General features: G+C 71.7%; 21 protein-coding genes. 12 read left to right on the forward strand and 9 right to left on the reverse strand.

The window, feature by feature from the left end:
• The 3 genes from ACZ7HT_RS30350 to ACZ7HT_RS30360 all read right to left on the reverse strand — a co-directional run bounded on the left by ACZ7HT_RS30350 (position 1) and on the right by ACZ7HT_RS30360 (position 3,578).
• Positions 1–1,362 (reverse strand): asparagine synthase C-terminal domain-containing protein, encoded by a 1,362-nt coding sequence (locus tag ACZ7HT_RS30350; RefSeq protein WP_471171728.1) that lies wholly within the window; start codon positions 1,360–1,362, stop codon positions 1–3.
• Positions 1,363–1,375: 13 nt separating this feature from the next.
• Positions 1,376–2,143, reverse strand: coding sequence for a TauD/TfdA dioxygenase family protein (locus tag ACZ7HT_RS30355; RefSeq protein WP_471171730.1), 768 nt, complete (start codon positions 2,141–2,143; stop codon positions 1,376–1,378).
• A gap of 499 nt (positions 2,144–2,642) precedes the next feature.
• The gene (locus ACZ7HT_RS30360; RefSeq protein WP_471171731.1) at positions 2,643–3,578 is read right to left on the reverse strand and encodes a S66 peptidase family protein; all 936 of its coding nucleotides are present in this window, start codon (positions 3,576–3,578) and stop codon (positions 2,643–2,645) included.
• A gap of 412 nt (positions 3,579–3,990) precedes the next feature.
• Between ACZ7HT_RS30360 and ACZ7HT_RS30365 the strand changes: the two genes are divergently transcribed.
• From ACZ7HT_RS30365 to ACZ7HT_RS30380, 4 genes are all read left to right on the forward strand, one after another.
• The gene (locus tag ACZ7HT_RS30365) at positions 3,991–4,635 is read left to right on the forward strand and encodes a TauD/TfdA family dioxygenase (protein WP_471171733.1); all 645 of its coding nucleotides are present in this window, start codon (positions 3,991–3,993) and stop codon (positions 4,633–4,635) included.
• Between the two features lie 31 nt (positions 4,636–4,666).
• Positions 4,667–5,617 carry a D-2-hydroxyacid dehydrogenase family protein gene (locus ACZ7HT_RS30370; RefSeq protein ID WP_471171734.1) on the forward strand — a complete coding sequence of 317 codons (951 nt, stop codon included), beginning with the start codon at positions 4,667–4,669 and terminating at the stop codon, positions 5,615–5,617.
• Positions 5,618–5,685: 68 nt separating this feature from the next.
• Entirely contained in the window at positions 5,686–6,294 is a 609-nt protein-coding gene (locus ACZ7HT_RS30375; RefSeq protein ID WP_471171735.1) for a M15 family metallopeptidase, read from the forward strand.
• Positions 6,295–6,409: 115 nt separating this feature from the next.
• Positions 6,410–7,444: a magnesium and cobalt transport protein CorA gene (locus ACZ7HT_RS30380; RefSeq protein ID WP_471171737.1), complete on the forward strand. Its 1,035-nt coding sequence runs from the start codon at positions 6,410–6,412 to the stop codon at positions 7,442–7,444.
• Positions 7,445–7,462: 18 nt separating this feature from the next.
• On the opposite strand, the gene pspAB is transcribed toward ACZ7HT_RS30380, so the two are convergent.
• Positions 7,463–8,125 (reverse strand): PspA-associated protein PspAB, encoded by a 663-nt coding sequence (gene pspAB / locus ACZ7HT_RS30385; RefSeq protein WP_471171739.1) that lies wholly within the window; start codon positions 8,123–8,125, stop codon positions 7,463–7,465.
• A gap of 5 nt (positions 8,126–8,130) precedes the next feature.
• Positions 8,131–9,048, reverse strand: a complete 918-nt coding sequence (htpX, locus tag ACZ7HT_RS30390) for a zinc metalloprotease HtpX (protein ID WP_471171740.1) — start codon at positions 9,046–9,048, stop codon at positions 8,131–8,133.
• Between the two features lie 241 nt (positions 9,049–9,289).
• On the opposite strand from htpX, the gene ACZ7HT_RS30395 reads away from it, so the two are divergent.
• Positions 9,290–9,847: a GNAT family N-acetyltransferase gene (locus tag ACZ7HT_RS30395; RefSeq protein WP_471171846.1), complete on the forward strand. Its 558-nt coding sequence runs from the start codon at positions 9,290–9,292 to the stop codon at positions 9,845–9,847.
• A 40-nt stretch (positions 9,848–9,887) separates the two neighbouring features.
• On the opposite strand, the gene ACZ7HT_RS30400 is transcribed toward ACZ7HT_RS30395, so the two are convergent.
• Entirely contained in the window at positions 9,888–10,706 is an 819-nt protein-coding gene (locus tag ACZ7HT_RS30400; RefSeq protein WP_471171742.1) for a dienelactone hydrolase family protein, read from the reverse strand.
• Between the two features lie 74 nt (positions 10,707–10,780).
• Here ACZ7HT_RS30400 and ACZ7HT_RS30405 point away from each other — a divergent pair, with 74 nt between their 5' ends.
• The 6 genes from ACZ7HT_RS30405 to ACZ7HT_RS30430 all read left to right on the forward strand — a co-directional run bounded on the left by ACZ7HT_RS30405 (position 10,781) and on the right by ACZ7HT_RS30430 (position 15,680).
• Positions 10,781–11,764 carry a GlxA family transcriptional regulator gene (locus tag ACZ7HT_RS30405; protein WP_471171743.1) on the forward strand — a complete coding sequence of 328 codons (984 nt, stop codon included), beginning with the start codon at positions 10,781–10,783 and terminating at the stop codon, positions 11,762–11,764.
• A gap of 64 nt (positions 11,765–11,828) precedes the next feature.
• Entirely contained in the window at positions 11,829–12,611 is a 783-nt protein-coding gene (locus ACZ7HT_RS30410; RefSeq protein WP_471171745.1) for an SAM-dependent methyltransferase, read from the forward strand.
• An 81-nt stretch (positions 12,612–12,692) separates the two neighbouring features.
• Positions 12,693–13,580 carry a metallophosphoesterase family protein gene (locus tag ACZ7HT_RS30415; RefSeq protein WP_471171847.1) on the forward strand — a complete coding sequence of 296 codons (888 nt, stop codon included), beginning with the start codon at positions 12,693–12,695 and terminating at the stop codon, positions 13,578–13,580.
• Positions 13,577–14,245, forward strand: a complete 669-nt coding sequence (locus ACZ7HT_RS30420; RefSeq protein WP_471171747.1) for a 4'-phosphopantetheinyl transferase family protein — start codon at positions 13,577–13,579, stop codon at positions 14,243–14,245. Before ACZ7HT_RS30415 ends, ACZ7HT_RS30420 begins: the two co-directional genes overlap by 4 nt.
• An 86-nt stretch (positions 14,246–14,331) precedes the next feature.
• Entirely contained in the window at positions 14,332–14,745 is a 414-nt protein-coding gene (locus ACZ7HT_RS30425) for a BlaI/MecI/CopY family transcriptional regulator (protein WP_471171748.1), read from the forward strand.
• 5 nt (positions 14,746–14,750) lie between these two features.
• Positions 14,751–15,680, forward strand: a complete 930-nt coding sequence (locus tag ACZ7HT_RS30430; RefSeq protein WP_471171750.1) for a M56 family metallopeptidase — start codon at positions 14,751–14,753, stop codon at positions 15,678–15,680.
• Between the two features lie 17 nt (positions 15,681–15,697).
• Here the strand turns inward: ACZ7HT_RS30430 and ACZ7HT_RS30435 are convergent, their stop codons facing one another.
• Complete coding sequence (locus ACZ7HT_RS30435) at positions 15,698–16,270, reverse strand: antibiotic biosynthesis monooxygenase (RefSeq protein WP_471171752.1); 573 nt, start codon at positions 16,268–16,270, stop codon at positions 15,698–15,700.
• A 212-nt stretch (positions 16,271–16,482) separates the two neighbouring features.
• Here ACZ7HT_RS30435 and ACZ7HT_RS30440 point away from each other — a divergent pair, with 212 nt between their 5' ends.
• The gene (locus ACZ7HT_RS30440) at positions 16,483–16,953 is read left to right on the forward strand and encodes a VOC family protein (RefSeq protein WP_471171754.1); all 471 of its coding nucleotides are present in this window, start codon (positions 16,483–16,485) and stop codon (positions 16,951–16,953) included.
• A 17-nt stretch (positions 16,954–16,970) separates the two neighbouring features.
• Here ACZ7HT_RS30440 and ACZ7HT_RS30445 read toward each other — a convergent pair whose 3' ends face one another.
• Together ACZ7HT_RS30445 and ACZ7HT_RS30450 are read right to left on the reverse strand one after the other, a co-directional pair.
• A complete protein-coding gene (locus tag ACZ7HT_RS30445; protein WP_471171755.1) occupies positions 16,971–18,362 on the reverse strand; it encodes an FAD-binding oxidoreductase in 1,392 nt (463 codons plus the stop codon).
• Between the two features lie 143 nt (positions 18,363–18,505).
• The gene (locus tag ACZ7HT_RS30450) at positions 18,506–19,975 is read right to left on the reverse strand and encodes a multicopper oxidase family protein (RefSeq protein ID WP_471171757.1); all 1,470 of its coding nucleotides are present in this window, start codon (positions 19,973–19,975) and stop codon (positions 18,506–18,508) included.
• Between the last annotated feature and the right edge of the window lie 255 nt (positions 19,976–20,230).

Genomic DNA, 20,230 nt, shown 5'->3' on the forward strand with positions numbered 1-20,230 from the left:
TCAGTCGTACTCACGGATGTAGGCGGATATCGCCGTCTCCAGGCACTTGTCCGAGTCGATCGGTTCATGCGGTGACTCGACCAGCGCGCGGGCCTGTTCAGTGGCGACGAGTTCGTAGAAGCGCTCCACGTCGACGGCCTCCAGGCCGATCAGACGGGCGACGGCGGCGTCGAGATTGCGCTGGACACCGCTGCCGTGGTGCATGGCCTGCTTCGGCCGCCACGCGATCTCCGGCGGGAGGAGTGCCTCCGCCGCGGCCCGCATGTGCCCCTTCTCCCGGTCCCGGTGGCGCATGAGCTCGGGGGCCGTGTCCAGGGCCGCTTGGATGACGGGCGTGTTCCAGTACATGTGGCGCAGGGTGTAGCCGTACGCCGCGGCCCCCGCACCGGTCCACTCGCCGCCCAGGGCCCCGTCGGCCAGGCACTGGGCGACGGCACGCTGCAGATCGGGCGCCGTGCCCGGCTCGAACCGGAGCCCGGAGTTGATGTAGTCGGCCCCGATGCCCGTCAGGACGGTGCCGGCGGGAATCCAGCCGTGCCGGTAGACCGCGACGAGGTTGACGCCTCCGGCGACCATCTCCCGGCTGGGGACGCCGAGCATCCGGACGGTCTCCGGGATCGACCGGAGGATGTCCTCCTCGGAGAGCGCGAGGTGACGGACCGGCATTCCCAGGTGAGAACCGAGCTCGTCGGCCGTGGCGTACTCGTCACCCCAAGGGGTGCCCAGTGTGGCCAGGTGATCGAGGATTCCGGCCTGCTTCGCCAGCGCGGCGACGAGCCCGGAGTCCACTCCGCCGGAGACGACGACGGTCAAGGGTCGCGGCGCGCCGGAGGCGGTGATCTCCCGGCGCAGCACCTCGATCTGCCGGGCCCCGGCCTCGACGGCGGTCTCACCGGTCGTCGGAGAGGCCGTCCAGCCCTGCGTCACGCTCTCGGTGACCTCCGTCGAGTCGCCGTCGGCGGAGCGGGAGAAGACGACGGTACGACCGCCGCCGATCGTGCGGATCGAGGCGCGGACGGCGCGGATCTGCGCCACGTGACCGGATTCCGCGCCCACGCACGTGAGGGCTCGTGCGGTGAGCTCGGCCAGGTCGGTTCCGATCAGGACGCGGCCCGTGCCCGGCTGCCGCCAGTAGCGCAGCAGCGTGAGGTTCAGCCGGCTGGTGCGGACCGTGACGCGGTCAGGGGTCCACTCGATCGTGTTGCAGTCGTCCAGGCCGCCGGAGGGCCGCGGCCACCCGCGGCCGAACTCCTCCACCACGAGTCGCCCGGTGTCGGCGGGTTCCCCGCCGCCGTCGTGCTGTGCCACGAAGCCGGTGCGCTGATGGTGTACGTCCAGGAGAAGCGAGGGGTACGTGTTCATCGGGCCGTCCCTCTCACGCGACCGACAGGCGGACCAGCTTGCGCGGCTGGTTCGGGAAGGCGGCGCGGCCATGGACGACCTGCCGGTTGTCCTGGACGATCACCTCCCCGACCCGCCACGTGTGGGCGTAGAGCACGCTCGGCCGGTGCAGCACCGCCTGGATGCGGTCGAGCAGCTCGGCGCTCTCTTCGGCCGTGCGGCCCACGACCGTCGCGTCATGGGTGCGCATCGGGTCGTCGGGGTCGGTGAGGCCGATGACAAGGCGCGTCTTGCCGGTGACCGGATCGTCCTGGATCGGGGCCACCCTGGGGTGGTCCCCTGCGGGCCGGGTGCGGTAGTAGCCGGAGATCCGGTTGCGGTACTCGATGGTGATGCCGCGCATGACCTCCAGCAGATCGGCCGGCGCCTGCGCGAAGAACGCGGCGTTGCTCGCGATCAGCGTCTCGCCGCCGGCTTCGGGCGCCGTCACGCAGTGCATGCCGATGAACCTGACCGCCGGTCCGGCGTTGAAGAGGCCGTCGGTGTGCAAGGGCATTCCACCGGTGGTGAATTGCAGGTTGTCGGAGCCCTCCTTCGGCTGGAGGTCGAGCTTGGTGCCGAAGCCGTACTCGACCGGTTCGCCCAGCTCCGACATGACGTCGTCGAGGCTGCGGTCGCCGGCTCCGCCCGGCTGGAGGACGACGAACCCGTGCTCGTCCAGCTTCTTCCGGACGTCCTGGTGCTGTCCGGGGGGACAGACTGCGCGTGCTGCGATTTCCTGCATGTCGAGCGAGTTGATCATTTCCCACCCTTAAGCGATCTGATGCGACACATGCGCGGCCGCGCCGACTCCGTTGACGTCTCCGCCGCGGGAACGGCGGCCGGACCCACTGCAGGTCTGATCAGCAGCGCCGGCAGGCACCAGTGGAGTTCGAACTGCCTCGGCACCGCGCCGACGCTCGCCGCATGACCCGGCCGCTCATGGCGACACACCGTCGAAGAGTGCCCATGACGGTCTGTCGAGATTGATCACGAATTCATCGGAATGCCCCAGGAGGTGAGCGGCCGACTTCCGGCCCGATCGCTCAACGACTCGGGAGCCCGGCGGCAAATGCCCGCCGCGGCCGGGGAGTTGGCCCGACCTGTCTTGCTGGGGTGCATGCTCCTGCCGGGTGGCTGCCCCGACCGGATTGATCATCACCGTAAGCGCATCGATCGCGCACCGTCAACAGGCCTGGGCGAGCCGGGGGTTCCTCACCCGTCGGCTCGCCCGCGACATGCTCGGCCGTCCGGCGCAGGCCCTATGGCTGTCCCGGAAACAGCAGCGTTCCGGCCCCCGCGTCCATCCTGGCCGGCGAGCCGAGTGGCACGGTGAGCTGGGTGCGCCCATGCCCGAAGTCGAGGCCTGCGATCACTGGTACGCCCAGGTGCCCGAGGCGCTCGAGGAGCACCTCGGTGACCCGCTCCGCCGGGCCGCACTGTTCCCAGGACCCGCAGACGATCCCGCGGACCCCTTCGAACCAGCCGGTTCGCAGCAACTGGGTGAGCATCCGGTCGATCCGATACGGCGCTTCGCCCACGTCTTCCAGGACCGCGATGCCACCCCTCGCCGGCCGGTTCTCCACCGTTCCCGCCAGGGAGCAGATGACTGCCAGGTTGCCGCCGACGCTCACACCCTCGGCCTGGCCGGAAACGAGCCCTGTGCCGCCGGACAGTGTCACCGGTTCATTCGGTCGAAAGAGGGCGGCTGACAGCGACCTGAGCGTCGCCGGGCAGGGGTCCGGCCTGCCGAGGATGGGCCCGGCGACGGTAGGGCCGTAAAACGTCCGAACGCCGAGATGCGTGGCGAAGGCCTGGTGCAGGGCCGTGACGTCACTGGATCCGATCAGCGCTTTGGGAGGGTTGGTCGCGGCGGCTCGGGCGAGCATGTCCCAATCGAGGAGATCGAGAATGCGCGCAGAGCCGTAGCCGGCTTTGGCACAGAGGACGGCGCCGATCTCGGGATCGCACCATGCCGCGTGCAGGTCCGCCGCTCGCTTCTCGTCGTCCGCGGCGAGGAAGGCAGTCCGTCCACGACTCAGCACATTCCGCCCGACCACGGGAACAAGACCCATCTCCCGCAGCACGGCACAGCCCATTTCCAGCCGCTCCGGATCGACGGGACCCGCCGGTGCCACGACCGCGACCTTCATGCCGGGCCGGAGCGGAACAGGTGACTTCAGCGAGCGCAATTGCATAGCGTGCGCATACCTCTCTCAGATCGGACTATGTTTTGCCTGCTCAGAGGCCGGCGGGTGAGTGTAACGGGCGGGTGGCCCCTCGGCGGCTCGGCGTTCCCGACGCCGGGCGGACCGGAGTCATGGCCCATGATTGCCATGGCCGCAGCTGGCCACGGCATGGACTTGATCCCATCGGGCGGGATCCAAAGAATTGATCCGAACACCGTCCGCGGCGTGGGTGTGCACTCCACACTCCACATGGTTCTCCTGCAATGACGAACGGGCGCCGCTGCGGCGGAGTCGGCGAAAGGTGAGTTCAGTGGGAAAGTGGCCCGATAGCGTCCTTTCATGCACCGACGTCAACGGCGATCTCCTCGCTGCCGACGTGTTGAGGTATGCGTTTCATCAACTTCTCGGCAACAACGGCTACGTGCACGTGGTGGATGTCCCCGAGGCTTTCGACCACGTCGCCTTCCTGAAGGAGCTGGGGGATTTCCAGCCCACCCCCACCGGCACTCTGATCGGCGACCTCAAGCCGGAGCCGGACATGGAAGACGTCTACCACGCGCAGAATCGCAAGCCGCTGCTACCGCACAGCGAGGGGTACGAGTTTCGCGGAACGCCCCCGCGTTACCTCGCGCTCTGGTGCGTCAACCCCGCCTCGGGCCCCGGCGGTGAGACGACCATGCTCGACGGACACCGGATCCTGGCCGAGTTCGACGAGACCGAGCGTCAGCACTTCCTGGACACGGTGTACCAGTGGAAGTCGACGGAGGGCCTGGCCCGCCGCGGTGTCGTCCACCAGGCTGAGCACCCCGTACTGGAGATGCAGGACGGCGAGCTCGTCTTCCGCTTCTCGTACAACAATCTGATGGTGCCCGAGGGCGATGAGCTGGCCCGCAGACTCCTCGACCGCGGGCTCGCCCTGTACGAGCAGCACCACACGGCGATCCGTTATCAGAAGCGCGACCTGGTCGTCTGGAACAACTGGCGGATGATCCACTCCCGGAACGCCTTCGACGATCCTTCGCGGCACCTCAAGCGCGTGCAGATCGCGGCTCCGCTCTCGATGTAAGTGGGACATGCAAGCAGGAAGTGAGGCAGCGATGGTCCGGGTGGCTGTACTGGACGACTACCAGAGCCTGGGAGCAGGGCTCGACTGCTGGCGTGACCTGCCGGCCGAGGTTGAACCGACGTTCTTCCAGGATCATCTCGAAGTCCGGGAAGCGCTCGTGAAGCGCCTCCTGGACTTCGAAGTGATCATCGCCATGCGGGAGCGCACGCCGTTTCCGAAGGACGTGCTGGCGCGGCTCCCCAAGCTGAAGCTGCTCGTGACGACCGGGATGGCCAACTCGGCCATCGATCTCGATGCCGCACGAGCCCTGGGGATCGCCGTGTGCGGTACGAGCCTGCGCCCCTACGCGGCGGCCGAGTTGACCTGGGCACTCCTCTTGGAGCTGGCCAGGCGTGTTTCCGACGAGGACGCCAGTCTGCGCGCCGGGAACTGGCAGAAGGGGCTCGGGCTCGACCTGGACGGTGCCACGCTGGGGGTCATCGGGCTGGGCAAGATCGGGCGGCGGGTCGCGGCCATCGGTGCGGCATTCGGTATGAGGACGCTGGCGTGGAGCCAGAACCTGGTGGGGGACGAGGCGTCCGCTCATGGAGTCGAGGCGGTCTCGAAGAACGAACTGCTGGCATCCTCCGACTTCGTGAGTGTCCATCTTCGGCTCAGTGACCGAACTCGGTCGGTGATCGCTGCCGACGACCTGCGCCGCATGAAGCCGTCCGCTTTTCTGATCAACACGTCCCGCGCGGCCATCGTGGACGAGGAGGCGCTTCTCACGGCCCTGAACGAAGGCTGGATCGCCGGCGCCGGGCTCGACGTCCACTCGGCGGAGCCGCTCCCGCGGTCGCACGCGATTCTCCAGGCCCCGAACACTCTGCTCACCCCCCACATCGGTTACGCGACGTCGGGAACCTACGAACTCAGCTACGCGGAGGCGGTCGAATGTGTGAACGCCTTTCTCGTCGGCCGCCCCGTGCGGCTCCTGCCGTAGAGCCGACCCCGTCCTGCGGCGTGGCGGCGTCAGCCTCACGTGGCGTGATTCTGCTGAGCGATCCGCGAGTGATCGACACTCCCCTGTCGGAGTGCGGCGAACCCCTTGTGGAGATCGCCACCGTTCCGTCGATCACGCTGGACCCGCGAGAACGGGACGAAGCCGGGGCATACGGACGAGTAAGGGCCGGAGTGCTCGAACGCCTGGTCTCCGCCGGCGAGAGGCTGCCCGCAGGCATCGGGCTCCTGGTGATCGAGGGGCATCGCCGCTCGGCGGAGCAGGCGCGTCGGTTCGCGCTGTACGAGGACCGCCTGCGCCTTTCGGGCATCACGGACCCGGCAGAGCTTCGGCGCCGGGCCAGTGCCTTCGTCTCCCCGGTCGAGGTGGCTCCGCACTGCGCCGGTGCGGCCGTGGACCTGACGCTCGTCGACGGCGACGGTGGGGAACTGGACATGGGCGGCGCGGTGAACGGACACCGCACGGGCGATGAGAGGTCGTGTCCCTTCGACGCTCCCGGGCTGTCGCCGACCGCGCGCGACAACCGTGGCCTGCTGGCCCGGTGCCTGCGCGAGGAGGGCTTCGTCAACTATCCGACCGAGTGGTGGCACTGGTCGTTCGGCGACCGGTACTGGGCACTCATGACCGGTGCCCCCGCCGCCGTCTACGGACCCGTCTGACGCTCGCAGCCCGGTGGCCGGGAGCGGACCATGGGAGGTGAGGCCGGTGCGGCGCGCGGTGCCGCCGGTGGGTGAGAGACGGCGTACGCCGACCGGTCGTGAGGAGGAGGCGGCCATGATCGTCGACTGTGCGCACTACCGGGACGGGCGCCGGCAGCACGAGGGTGCGATGCCCCTGGAGCAGGCGGCCGCGCACTGCAAGCTGGGCGGATTCGTCTGGCTGGGCGTCTTCGAACCCGGTCCCGAGGAGTTGACCCGGGTCCGCGAGGTCTTCGGGCTGCACGAGCTCGCCGTCGAGGACGCCCGGACCTTCCACCTGCGGCCGAAGGCCGAGCAGTACGAGGACGGCACCGAACTGATCATCCTGCGCACGGCACGCTACGACGACGAGCGCGAGGAGATCGACACCGGCGAGATCAGCATCTTCCTCGCCGAACACTTCGTGATCACCGTGCGCCAGGGCATCGCGAGCGAGCTGCACGGAGCCCGGAGCCGACTCGAAAGCCGCCCCGAACTGCTGAAGGCCGGCAGCGCCTCCACGCTCTGGGCCATCTTCGACCAGGTGGTCGACAGCTACGCGCCGGTCGTCGAGGAGCTCGAACGCGACATCGAGCAGATCGAGGCCACCGTGTTCTCCGGGGCCGTCGCCCCGACGCAGCGCATCTACTCCCTGCGCCGCGAGGCGACCGACTTCTACCGCGCCGTACACCCGCTGCTCGCCGTGATCGGGCGGCGCCTGCAGCCCGGCAAGTCGCCGCCCGCGCTCCTGCCGTACCTCCGCGACGTGCACGACCACCTGCTGCTGGTCAACGAGGAGGTCTCCGCGCAACGCGACCTCCTGGCCACCGTCCTTGAGGCGAACATCGCGGTGATCTCCGTCGAGCAGAACAAGATCAACCTTCGGCAGAGCGCCACGATGGAGCGCCTCACCATCCTCGCGAGCGTGTTCCTCCCGCTGTCCTTCGTGGTCGGCTTCTTCGGGCAGAACTTCGAATGGCTCGTCGGCCACATCACCAGCCTCACGGCGTTCCTCGTCCTCACCGTCGCCGGGATGCTGCTGCCGTGCCTGATGCTCTACGCATGGCTGCGCCGACGGCGCCGCGCCGTTCCGCCACCGCCGACCACGGAGGTGACCACCCCCACGGAGTGAGGGCGCCACCGACGGACCTCACGCCCCGACGAGGCCCGGCGCGCCCCAGACCGGGAACCACCGCTCCATGTCGGGCTCCAAGGCGAGGTCGCCCGCGAGCAGGCCCCTGACCTCCAGCTCAAGGGCGTTGTCGCGGGTCTCGGCACGGTCCGCGCGGGGGGCGAAGGGGTAGAACGTGCCGCGCTTGTAGAGGTACACGAGGGCGAGGTCGCGGGCCCGGTCCACGCCGCTTCCCGTGCCGCTTGCCGTGTCGCTTCCCGGGGTGTGGAACGCGGTCAGGGAACAGAGCAGGTTCGGGCCGAAGCCGGCCTCCTCCAGGAGCGCGTTGACCGCGTGCAGGTCGTTGACCAGGGTGATCAGGTCCTCGGCGGGACGCCGGACGGTGAGCCAGGTGTAGCCGTACGTGTCCGAGGTGTACGTCACGGGCGACGCCCCGGGCCCGGAGCCGGGACCCGGACCGGGATCGGCCACCGCCTCGACGTCCAGGAGGTCCCGTACCTCGCCCTTCAAGCGCGCGAACGCACCGCCCTCCACCGCCGCGAAGCACACCGCCCCCGCGCCCGTCGGCACGAAGCCCGTGCCCGCCTGGAGGGTCAGCGCGGCGGCCGGGAGCCCGAAGAGCCGGTCCAGATCGGGCCGCACCGGCCGGCTGCGCCCGAGGATGCTGTCGAGGAGTCCCACCGCCGTCACGCCTCGCCAAGGCGTGCCGAGATCCGCGCGAGCTGTTCGAGCCGCTGCTCCAGGGTGGGGTGGGTGGAGAGCAGCCGGCTCAGGCTCTCCTTGGAGGAGAAGGCGGGCGCGAACCAGAACGCGTTGTACGGCTCCGCCTTGCGCAGGTCCTTCGTCGGGATCCGGGCCATCTCCCCGTTCACCTTGGTGAGCGCGGAGGCAAGCGCCGAGGGGCGGCCGGTGAGGAGGGCGGCGGCACGGTCGGCGGCCAGTTCGCGGTACCGGGACAGCACCCGGGTCAGCAGGAAGCTGACGACGTACACGGCGGCGCTGACCACGGGGACGAGGATCACGGCGAGGCCCATGGTGCTGTCCCGGCTGCGGCCGAGACCGCTGTACAGGGCGACCCGCGTCATCATCCCCGCGAGCACCCCCAGGAACGACGCGATGGTCATGACCGCCACGTCCCGGTGCGCCACGTGCGACATCTCGTGCGCGAGGACCCCCTCCAGCTCCTCCGGCTCGAGCCGTCGCAACAGACCGGTCGTGACGCAGACCAGCGCGGTCTTCTCGCCGCGGCCGGTGGCGAACGCGTTCGGCACGTCGCTGTCGGCGATCGCGACCTTCGGCTTCGGCATGTCGGCCAGGGCGCAGATCCGGTCCACGGTGCCGTGCAGCTCGGGAGCCTGCTCGCGGGTCACCTCGCGCGCCCCCATGCCCAGCGCGGCGATCCGGTCGCTGAACCAGAACTGCCCGACGAACAGGACGCCCGTGATCAGCAGGATGACGGGCCAGGACCCGCGCATCAGCACCAGCAGGACGCCGACGAAGACCACGTACAGGAGGCCGATCAGGAACATCGTCGTCGCCATGCGCGCCGCGAGCCCCCGGTCGGGGGCGTAGCGCGAGCGGGACGAGGACCGAGTACCGGACATCCGCGCACCCTCTTCCACGCGTGGGCGGAACGGGCCGAACCCCGGGCCGGGGCAAGCCTTCCGCCCCCTCCTGCAAGTGTGCTCCCCCGCACGGGGTTACGGACGCGCCCGGCTACGATCTGGGCTTTCGGCGTCCGTGCGTGCGCGGCGGACGCCCTTGCGTGACCGTTCGACGGGGGAGCACATGACGCGGCAGGGGACCGTCACGACGGAGCACATGACGGAGCACATGACGGAGCACATGACGCGGCGAGGCGTCATCGCTACGGAGCGCATGGACGGGCCGGCGGCGGTGCGGGCCGAGGACGCGTTCAGGCTGGTCTACGCCGAGGCGTTCGCCGGGCCTCCCCACCACGAGACCGAGGAAAGCGTCGCCGCCGCCTTCCGCCGCTTCCCCGGAACGGCGCGCAACCCCGCCTTCCGGGCCGTCCTGGCCCGAGCCGAGGACGGCGAGCCGGTCGGCATGGCGTACGGCCGGCCGCTCCCGCCCGACGCGGTGTGGTGGGAAGAACTCACCGAGCCCGTGCCCGAGGACATGCGCCGCGAGGACGGTCACCGCACCTTCGGGTTCCTGGAGCTCGCCGTACGCGGACCATGGCGCCGCCTGGGCATCGCGCGGCGTCTGCACGAGTCGCTGCTCGACGGCGTCGGAGCCGAGCGGGTGCTGCTGAACGTCCACCAGGCGAACACGCCGGCGTCGGCCGCGTACCGCAGCTGGGGCTACCGCACGATCGGCGAGACGAGGCCGGGGGGAGCGGGGGCGGACCTGTACGACGTGATGCTGCTCGACCTGCGCTGAGCGTGGTCGATGCGCTCCCGGCCCGGATTCCGCCGCCGCGTCAGCCGGTCGCGGGGTGCAGCCGGTCGCCCAGGAAGGCCAGGATCTCGTCCCGGGCCCGGACGGTGGGGTGGCCGGCCTCGTCGACCAGGTGGGCGGTGACGACGCTGTGCGGCGTACCGACCGTCTCGGCGAAGAACGGCGGGGGAGCGGGGTTCGCCGCGCTGTCCGGGAGGACACGGCCGTCGAAGGCGTCGCCGAGCAGCGCGCGGTACGCCGCGAAGCGTCGGCCCGTGCACCAGCGGTCGCCCTCGAAGCGGTACGACAGCACGGTCAGTCCGTCGCGGGCCACCCGCTCCTTGAGCGCGCGGGCGTCCGCCTCGTCGAGTTCGAGGCCGCCGGGGTCGTCGAGGGGGAGCGAGGGATGGTTGACCACGGGCGCGATCACGGCCGGCTCCAGGGCCATCGTCAGGGCGAAGTTGCCGGTGAAGCACAGGCCGATCGCGCCGACGCCCGGGCCGCCGCACTCGGCGTGCGCCCGGCGCGCCAGACCGCGCAGCCACGCCGCGACCGGGCTCGTGCCGCCCCCGGCGAACGCCCGGAACTCCGCGCTGACGCACGCCCGCCGGATCACCTCCCGGCCGCCCTCCACCGTGGGGAAGGCGCCGTCGGTCCCGAAGAGGGAGGGCACGAGGACGGTGAAGCCGGCGTCCCGCACCCAGCGCGCGAGGCGCAGCACGTCAGGACTGATGCCGGGCATCTCGGGCAGGACGACGACGGCGGGCCCGGAACCGGCCGTGTGGACGGTCTTCACCACACCGTCCACGTCGATGGGCCGAGCGGTGAAGTCGTCGAGGGGATCGTCGGCGGAAGGAGTCATGGACCCAGCCTGGCCCGCGTCCGGGAGCCCGGGGGAGGGGCGAGATCGCCACACGCACCGGTAATCTCGCCACCATGAGTGCGCTGCGCGTCGGTGTCCTGGCGTACCCGGGCTGCTTCGCGTCCGAAGTCTTCGGCGTCCCTGACCTGTTGACGATGGCCGGACACATCGCCGGGCCCGGAGGCCCCGGGTACCAGGTGTCGATCGTCTCGCCGCGCCGCCGGGTCACCGCCTCCGGCGGCGCACGCCTCGACGTCGGCCCCCTCCGCGAGGTCGACGTCCTCGTCGTCCCGGGCTTCGAACTGCTCCTCGGCGCCGACCTGGACGAGCGGCTCGGCGCGCTCGGCCCCGAGATCGCCGCGATCCGCGCGCAGTTCGCCGCCGGCACGGCCGTCGTCTCGCTCTGCGTCGGCGCGTTCCTGCTCGCCGAAGCCGGACTCCTCGACGGGCGGCGCGCCACCACGTCCTGGCTCCAGGCCGACGCGCTGGCCCGCCGCCGCCCGGCCGCCGACGTCCGGCCCGAGGAACTCGTCGTCACCGACACCGGGGTGACGACGACGGCCGCCTTCAGCGCCATGTACGACTTCGCGCTCGACCTGATCCGCCGGCACGGCGGGCCCCGCGTGGCCCGCGCCACCGCCCGCCTCGCCCTCGTCGACGACGCGCGCACCTCCCAGACCCCGTACGTCGACGCCCGGCTCCTCCCGCAGCCCGGCCACGCGTTCTCCGAGCGGGTCATGCGCCATCTCGACCAGCACCTCGCCGACCGCTACGACCTCACGGCCCTCGCCGCGACCTTCGGCGTCAGCACCAGGACCCTGCTGCGCCGCTTCGCCGCCGAGACCGGCCGCACCCCGCTCGCCCACCTCCAGTCCTCCCGGGTCCGCCGCGCCCGCCACCTCCTGGAGACCACCGACCGCACCGTCGCCGCTGTCGCGAGCTCCGTCGGCTACCGCGACCCCGGCACCTTCACCGCCCTCTTCACCCGCCACACGGGCCGGCCCCCGAGCGCCCACCGGGCCGCCTTCCGCCCGCGCCGCGATGCCCCCGCCCCATGAACAACAGAGGTCGAACCGGCATCCGCACAAGGGAGTTGCCAGAGCCCTGAGGTACGTTGACGGCGTGACCGACATCGAATCGCGCATCGACACCTCCCGGCCGCACACCGCCCGCATCTGGAACTACTGGACCGGCGGCAAGGACAACTACCCCGTCGACCGGGAGGCCGGCGACCAGATCCGGGCGCTGCACCCCGGCATCGGGGAGTACGCGAAGGCGGACCGGCTGTTCCTCGGCCGGGCGGTGCGGCACCTGGCCGAACAGGAAGGCATCCGGCAGTTCCTGGACATCGGGACGGGACTGCCGAGCGCCGACAACACCCACGAGGTCGCGCAGCGCGTCGCCCCCGACGCGCGCGTCGTCTACGTCGACAACGACCCGCTCGTCCTCGCGCACGCCCGCGCCCTGCTGGTCGGGACGCCCGAGGGCCGCACCGACTACCTCGACGCCGACCTGCGGGACGTCGACACGATCCTGGCCGCCGCGGGGAAGACGCTCGACCTGTCGCAGCCGGTCGCGCTGATGCTGCTCGGGGTCGTCATCTTCATCGAGGACGACGAGGAGTCGTACGCGATCGTCCGCCGGCTCATGGACGCGCTCGCCCCCGGCAGCCACCTCGTCCTGTCCCACACGGTCACGCACCCCGACATGCCGGACGTCGACGCGGCGGTGGCGTTCTGGAACGAGCACGGCACCCCGAAGCTCACCCAGCGCACCCCGGCCGCCGTCGCGCGCTACTTCGACGGCCTGGAGCTCCTCGAACCCGGCGTCGTCTCCTGCTCCGCGTGGCGGCCGCAGACGCCGGCGGAGGACGTGGCGATGTACGCGGGCGTCGGCCGCAAGTAGCGGACGGCACCCTCGCCCGGACTCCCGAAGCCGTTCGCGGCCGGAGGAATGCGGTATGCCGTGGCCCGCACCTGCGGCAAGATGCGGTGTGAACGCATATGCGCAGGACGAGGAGGATCAGTGGGGGACGGCAAACTGCTCGCAGTGAGCGACATTCATGTGGCGTACAAGGAAAATCGTTCCGTCGTCGACTCCTTGCGCCCCGGCTCCGACGAGGACTGGCTGATCGTGGCGGGGGACGTCGGCGAGAAGTTCGCCGACGTGGAGTGGGCCCTGTCCCTGCTCGCCGAACGGTTCGCGAAGGTCGTCTGGGCCCCGGGAAACCACGAGCTGTGGTCACACCCCAAGGACCCCTGCGACCTGCGGGGCGAGAAGCGCTACCAGCACCTGGTCGACCTCTGCCGCTCCCTCGGCGTCGCGACCCCGGAGGACCCCTACCCCGTGTGGCGGGGCGACGGCGGGCCGGTGACCGTGGCACCGCTCTTCCTGCTGTACGACTACTCCTTCCGCGACCCCGGCCTCACCATCGAGGAGTCGCTGCACCGCGCCCACGAGGCAGGAATCGTCTGCACCGACGAGTACTTCCTGCACCCCGACCCCTACCCGGACCGGGCCGCCTGGTGCCACGCCCGGGTCGCCCACACCGAGCAGCGGCTGGCCGCCCTGCCCCCGGACACGCGCACCGTGCTCGTCAACCACTTCCCGATGACCCGCGAACCGACCCGCATCCTGCGCTACCCCGAGTTCGCCCAGTGGTGCGGCACCGAACGCACCGCGGACTGGCACACCCGGTTCCGCGCGGCCGCCGTCGTCTACGGCCATCTGCACATCCCGCGCGTCCTGTGGGAGGACGGCGTCCGCTTCGAGGAGGTCTCCCTCGGCTACCCCCGGGAATGGCGCCCGCGCCCGCCCCGGGGAACCCTGCGCCAGATCCTGCCCGCCCCGCGCACCACGGGAGCGAGCGCGTGATCGAGGCGATCCTCCCCCCGGACGTCGTGTCCGTGACGGCACCGGGCGATCTGACCGACGACGCCCTGGAGCACGGCGAAGGCCTCTTCCCGGAGGAGGAGGCGCTCATCGTGCGCGCCGTCCCCCCTCGGCAGCGCGAGTTCACCACCGGACGGATCTGCGCACGCCGGGCCCTCACCCGCCTCGGCCTGCCCCCGGCCCCCCTGCTGCGCAGCCGGCGGGGCGCCCCCCAGTGGCCGGCCGGCGTGATCGGCAGCATGACCCACTGCCAGGGCTACCGGGCCGTCGCCGTCGCCCGCACCGGCGACCGGGTGACGATCGGCATCGACGCCGAACCGCACGCGCCGCTGCCGACCGGCGTCCTGGAGGTGATCGCGCTGCCCGGCGAACAGCAGGCCCTGGCCGCCCTCGCCCGGCACAGCCCCGGAACCGCCTGGGACCGGCTGCTGTTCAGCGCCAAGGAGTCCGTGTTCAAGGCCTGGTACCCGCTCACCGAAGAGGAACTCGACTTCGAGGAGGCGGAGATCACCTTCGACCCGGACCAGGGCACCTTCACCGCCCGTCTGCTGCGCCCCGGACCCCAGGTCGCAGGCCGCCCCCTCACCGGCTTCTCCGGCCGCTGGCTGAGCGGCGCCGACCACATCGCCACGGCGATCGTGCTGTGACCGCGAGGGCTCTCCGCCACCGGTCAGTACGATGGCCGCTGCCCGTGGCGGGCGAGCCGGAGCGGCGGACGGGAGGATGACGCGTGGTGGACCTGAGCAGGGGCGGGGCGCAGCCCGGACCGCGCAGGCGGGGGCAGGGCGAGCTGGAGGCCCAGGTGCTCGGCGTCCTGCGCGGAGCGGCCGAGCCGGTCCCCGTGGCCTGGGTGCAGGAGCGCCTCGGCGGCGGTCTCGCCTACACCACCGTCATCACCATCCTCACCCGGCTGCACGCGAAGGGCGCGGTCGTACGGGAGCGGGCCGGGCGGTCCTTCGTCTGGACCGCCGTCGCGGACGAGGCCGGGCTCGCCGCGCTGCGGATGCGCAAGGTCCTCGACGCCGAGACCGACCGCGAGGCGGTGCTCGCGAGCTTCGTCACCGCGCTCTCGCCGAACGACGAGCGACTGCTGCGTGAACTCCTGGCCGACGTCCCGGAGGAGGCCCCCGGGGAGGGGGAAGACTGACCGCCATGGGGGTTTTCGTCTTCCTTCCGCTGGTCCTTCCGCTCACCGCCTGGCCGGTCGCCCGGCTCGCCGAGCAGCGCCTGCACCCGCGCACGGCGACCCGCCTCCTTACCGCCGTCGCCGGCGTGCTCGCCGTCTGCAGCACCCTGTGCCTCGGACTCCTCGTGATCGTGGGCACGGCACAACTGCCGGGGAACCCGCTGCCCGACGGGTGGTCGGACCCCGAGGTGCGCGCGGCCGTGCCGTACGACGAGGTCGCGGGCCGGGCGGCCATCCCCGCGCTGCTCGCGGTCCTCGTCTCCTGCGCCTGGGCGGCCTGGCGGCACGCGCGGGTGCGCCGCCGCGCGGTGGCGGCGCTCGCCGGGCTGCCGGCCGGACCCGTGGCGGTGCTGCCGGACCCCGCCCCGTACGCGTACGCCCTTCCTGGCCGTCCCGACCGGGTCGTGGTGAGCGCGGGGATGCTGGCGGGGCTGAAGGCCGCCGAACGCCGGGCCCTCTTCGCCCATGAACGGGCCCACCTGGCGGGCCGCCACCACCGGCACCTCCTCGTGGTGCACCTCGCCGCCCGGGCCAACCCGTTCCTGCGCCCGCTCCGTACCGCCGTGACGTACACCGCCGAGCGCTGGGCCGACGAGGACGCGGCGAGCGCGGTCGGCAGCCGCCGCACCGTCGCCCGCGCGATCGGCAAGGCGGCCCTGATGTCCCGCGGACCGCTCGCGGTCACCCTGCCCGCGTTCGCGGCGGCAGGACCCGTGCCCCGCCGGGTGGCGGCGCTCATGCGGCCGGCCCCGGCCGGGCGCGCCTGGCCGTCGGCGTTCACGACGGCGGGCCTCGCGGTGTGGGGCGCCGCCGCGGGCGCCACCGTGTCGGCACTGTCCTCCGCGAACTCGGCCGTGACGCTCTTCGCCATCCTGCGGGCGGCCACCCCGGTGTAGCCGTCCCGGCAGGTGCGTCACGGGGTGAGCCAGCCGCGCAGCAGTCTGCTGACCGCGGGCATCGACACGTACGTCATCAGCACGTTGAAGACGCAGGCGACGACCGCGCTGCTCAGCAGCAGGGGGAGGCCGGTGAGGCGGGGGACGAGGAAGAGGCTGCCGAGGACGGAGATCGGGTAGATCGCCAGGGTGGCGCTGACCGCCATCTTCCACCGGGGCGGCGCCGGGCGGGTCGATCCCGGCTTGGCGAACCAGGTCTCCATGCCGGTGAGCCTCCGCCGGGCGATCTCGGTGTGGTGGTGCCCCTGGCAGTCGGCGAACCAGGCGGCCCGCTCGGGGGATTCCTGCCAGGCCCGGCACGCCGCCGCGTCCCGGAACCGGTGGACGAGGAACCAGGGGGCGTCGCCTCCTGAGGAGCGGAAGAGACCGTATCCGAGGTGGCCGGGGAACGTGGCCGCCGTGTCGAGGATGCCCTTCGCCCACACCTCGAAAGCCGCTTCGTGTCCGGGCTCCACCCGGCGGGCTATCAGCAGGGTCACCTCGCCGGTGTCGGCGGGCACGGTGGTGTGTTCCAGGCTGACCGCGGTCACAGATACTCCTCATGATCACACCGCGCCCGCCCTCACTGTACGCGGAGCCCCGCCGGAGCGGGAGTCATGGGCGCCCCCGTGCGGTCGGCCCTTCAGGGCATTCGGCCGCCCGGCCGCCGCGCGGCGTCGGAGCGGGGCCGACGGTTCGGGATATCAGTGGTCGCAGGCGGCGGTCGGCGGTGACCGCCACTGTCCGGAAAGGCGGGAGCCCTGTGGCCGTCCAGCCCATCCCCGAGGGATATCCGCGTGTCACGCCGTACCTCTGCGTCGACGGAGCCGCGGACGCGATCGACTTCTACGTGTCCGTGCTCGGGGCGACCGAGCGGATGAGGATGCCGGCGCCCGACGGCAGGATCGGCCACGCCGAGCTGGAGCTCGGGAACGGGCTCATCATGCTCGCGGACGAGTTCCCCGACATGAACTTCCGCTCGCCCAAGGCCGTCGGCGGCACGCCCATCACCCTCCACGTGTACGTCGAGGACGTCGACGCGGTCTTCGCCGCGGCCCTCGCGCGGGGCGCCAAGGAGCTGTCGCCGGTGAAGAACGAGTTCTACGGCGACCGCACCGGACAGATCGAGGACCCCTTCGGCCACCGCTGGAACGTCTCCACGCACGTCGAGGACGTCTCCCCGGAGGAGATGGAGAAGCGGGCCCAGGAGGCCATGCGGTCCATGGAGTCCTGAGGCGGCGCCCCGGGACCCTACACTTGCGTGTCCGGGGCGATGTTCTGGTTGTGGTGGAAGACGTTGTCCGGGTCGTACGTCTTCTTCACCTCGGCCAGCCGGCCGTAGTGTCCCCGGTACGTGGCCCGGACCCGGTCCTGGGCCTCGTCCGCGCCGAGGAAGTTGACGTACGCGCCGCCCATCGAGGTCGGGTGCAGGGCCTCCCAGTAGTCCACCGCCCAGGTGCGGAGTGCCTCCGCGTCGGACGGTTCGGAGCTGATGGCGCCGATCACGCCGGACCAGCGCGCGTCCCGGTAGGCCCAGGCCGTCTCCATGGGGCCCACGCGGTGGGCGGCGCCGTCGACGGGGTAGAGGTGCATCGTCGACAGCTCCGTCGGGATGTTCTCCAGGAAGGTGCGGTGGACGTCGATCGCCTCCTCCGGGACGGCGTCGAAGAAGTCGCCGCGCCAGTACCACTGGAGGCCCTTCGGGATCAGGTCGTCGAACATCGCCTGGAGGGCCGGGTACGGGACCGGCGTCGCGAAGTGGAAGGCCGGCGGGGCCGGATCGGCCACCATGGCGAAGGTCTTCGCGAGGCTCTCCTCGTCCGTCGGGCCCGTGCTGCACCAGACCACGCCGCACATCTTCCTGTGGTGGATCTCCTCGGGGAAGGGCGGTTCGGGAGCGACCGTCAACGTGGCGAAGAAGCCGTTCAGTTCCTCGGGCGCCGCCGGCAGGAACTCCCGGTACCAGCGCAGCACCGCCCCGATGTGCTCCGGATCCCACAGGGTGACGCCGAGCCCGACGTCGCCCACCGGGTGCAGGGCGTACGTGAAGGAGGTCGCGACGCCGAAGTTGCCGCCGCCGCCGCGCAACGCCCAGAAGAGGTCGGGGTGTTCGTCCGCGGACGCGGTGACGAACGAACCGTCGGCGAGGACCAGGTCCACCGCGAGCAGGTTGTCGATGGTCAGCCCGTACGCCCGGGTGAGGTGCCCGTGCCCGCCGCCGAGGGTCAGCCCGCCGACGCCGGTCGTCGACATGATGCCGGCGGGGGTCGCGAGCCCGAAGCCGTGCGCCTCGTGGTCCAGGTCCCCGAGCTGGCTCCCGCCGCCCACCAGGGCGGTCCGCGTCTCGGGGTCCACCCGCACCCAGCGCATGCCGGACAGGTCGATCATCAGCGAGCCGTCGACCAGGCACAGGCCGCCCCCGCTGTGCCCGCCGCCGCGGACCGTCAGGTCCATGCCGCTCTCCCGGGCGTACCGCACCGCCGCCCGGACGTCCGAGGTGTCCGCGCACCGGGCGATGACGGCCGGCCGCCGGTCGATCATCGCGTTGTAGATCTGCCGGGCATCGTCGTACCCCGCGTCCTCCGGGCCGATGACCTCGCCGCGCATCAGCTCGCGCAGGGTCTCCACCGCCGTGCCGCCCATGGCCACTCCTTCAGGGCACCCCTGGCTGCCGGCCGTGCTACCCCTTCAGTCTCCCCCCGCCGCCCGGGGGCCGCGAGCCATGACACACGGCTCCGGCACCGCGCCGTCGACCACCGGCCGGGGCCGACGACGCGGGGGAGGGGTCACCGGACCCGGAAGGTGGCCATCATGCCCATGGCGGAGTGGTCGAGCATGTGGCAGTGGTACACGTAGTCGCCCCGGTACCCGTCGAACGTCACATGGAGCTTCACGGTCTCGCCCGGCATCACCCGGACCGTGTCCTTGAGGCCCGTCTCCGTCGGACCCGCGGGCCGCCCGGCGCGTTCGAGGACGCGGAACTGCACGAGGTGCATATGGAAGTTGTGCGGGGCCCGCTTGTTGGAGTTGGTCACGTTCCAGATCTCGGACGACCCGAAGGCCACGGTGGTGTCGACGCGATCGGGGTCGTACATCCGCCCGTTGATGAACCCCCGGGGATCGGGGCGCCCGTCCTCGTCCATGCTGAGCTCGATGTCGCGGGTCACGGCGGCCTTGGGCAGCGCCGCGGCCGGCGGAAGGGTGCGCAGCACCCGCGGGACGCTGCTCGGGTCGTCGGCGGTGCGCACGACGTCGAAGGCCAGCACCCTGCCGACCTGCTCGGGCCGGCCGGGGCCGGTGTTCGTGAGGACGAGACGGGTGCCGACGGCGTGGCGGGAGAAGTCGACGACCACGTCGGCGCGTTCGCCGGGCGAGAGCGTGAGGACGGGTACGGCGACGGGGCGTTCGAGCAGCCCGCCGTCCGAGGCGATCTGGGTGAGCGGAGTGCCGTCGGACAGGCTCAGCGCGAAGAGGCGCAGGTTGGAGCCGTTGAGCAGACGGAAGCGGTACCTGCGGGCCGCCACCTGGAAGTACGGAGTCGGCCTGCCGTTCGCGAGGATGGTGGCGCGGCTCCGGTCGCTCATCGTGTACGCCAGCTGCCCCCGCTCGTCGAAGCGGGCGTCGCGGAGCGTGATGGGCACGTCGTACCGGCCCTTGGGCAGCGGCAGGCTCTGTTCGAGGTCGTCCGTGAGCAGGTAGGTGCCGGAGAGACCGCGGTAGACGTGCTCGGCCTCCATGTGGTGGGCGTGGTCGTGGAACCAGAGCGAGGCGTGCGGCTGCCGGTTGGCGTACACGTACGTCCGCGCGGTCCCGGGCGCGAAGACGTCCATCGGGTTGCCGTCGGAGGCGGACGGGACGTTCCCGCCGTGCAGATGGACGGTGACGGGCATGTCCAGGCCGTTGTGCTGGCGGACGAGGACGCGGCGCCCGGAGCGGGCGTGGATGACGGGGCCGGGGAAATGCCCGCCGTAGGTGAGGACGTCGGTGGCGATGCCGGGGAGGATCTCGGCGGTGGACCTGCGGATCGTGAGCTCGTAGCAGTCCACGGCGCCCGTCGAGGAGAGCGGGTGCAGCACGGCCGGGACCGGCATGGCCACGGAGAACGCGGGCGGCACGGGGTCCTGCGCGCGGCGCGGGCCGGCCGGCGGCAGGGCCTCCGCCGCGTGCGCCTCGCCCCCGGCGAGTATGCCGGGGGCGAGGAGCGGCAGGCCTGCGGCGGCGAGTGTGCCGCCGAGCATGCTGCGACGGGTGATCATCGACTTCCTCCCGGGAGATGGGCGGCCAGTGACGCCGGACGAGTGGCTTCCGGCAGGCCGGCCGACACCCTGTGAACCAGGTCTAACCGAGAGCGGAAGGAACCGCACACGGCGGCGGCGCCGACGTGACCCAAGCGGGTGGCCAGGTGCTTTGCACGGTCACCGACGAGACGGAACCGGCTTCACCGGGGAGGAACGCGGTGTGCGGGGCGGAGCCCCGCGTGAGGAACGCGAGGCGGATCGCGGATGACCGGG

This window comes from Streptomyces sp. NPDC037410, from assembly GCF_055602235.1.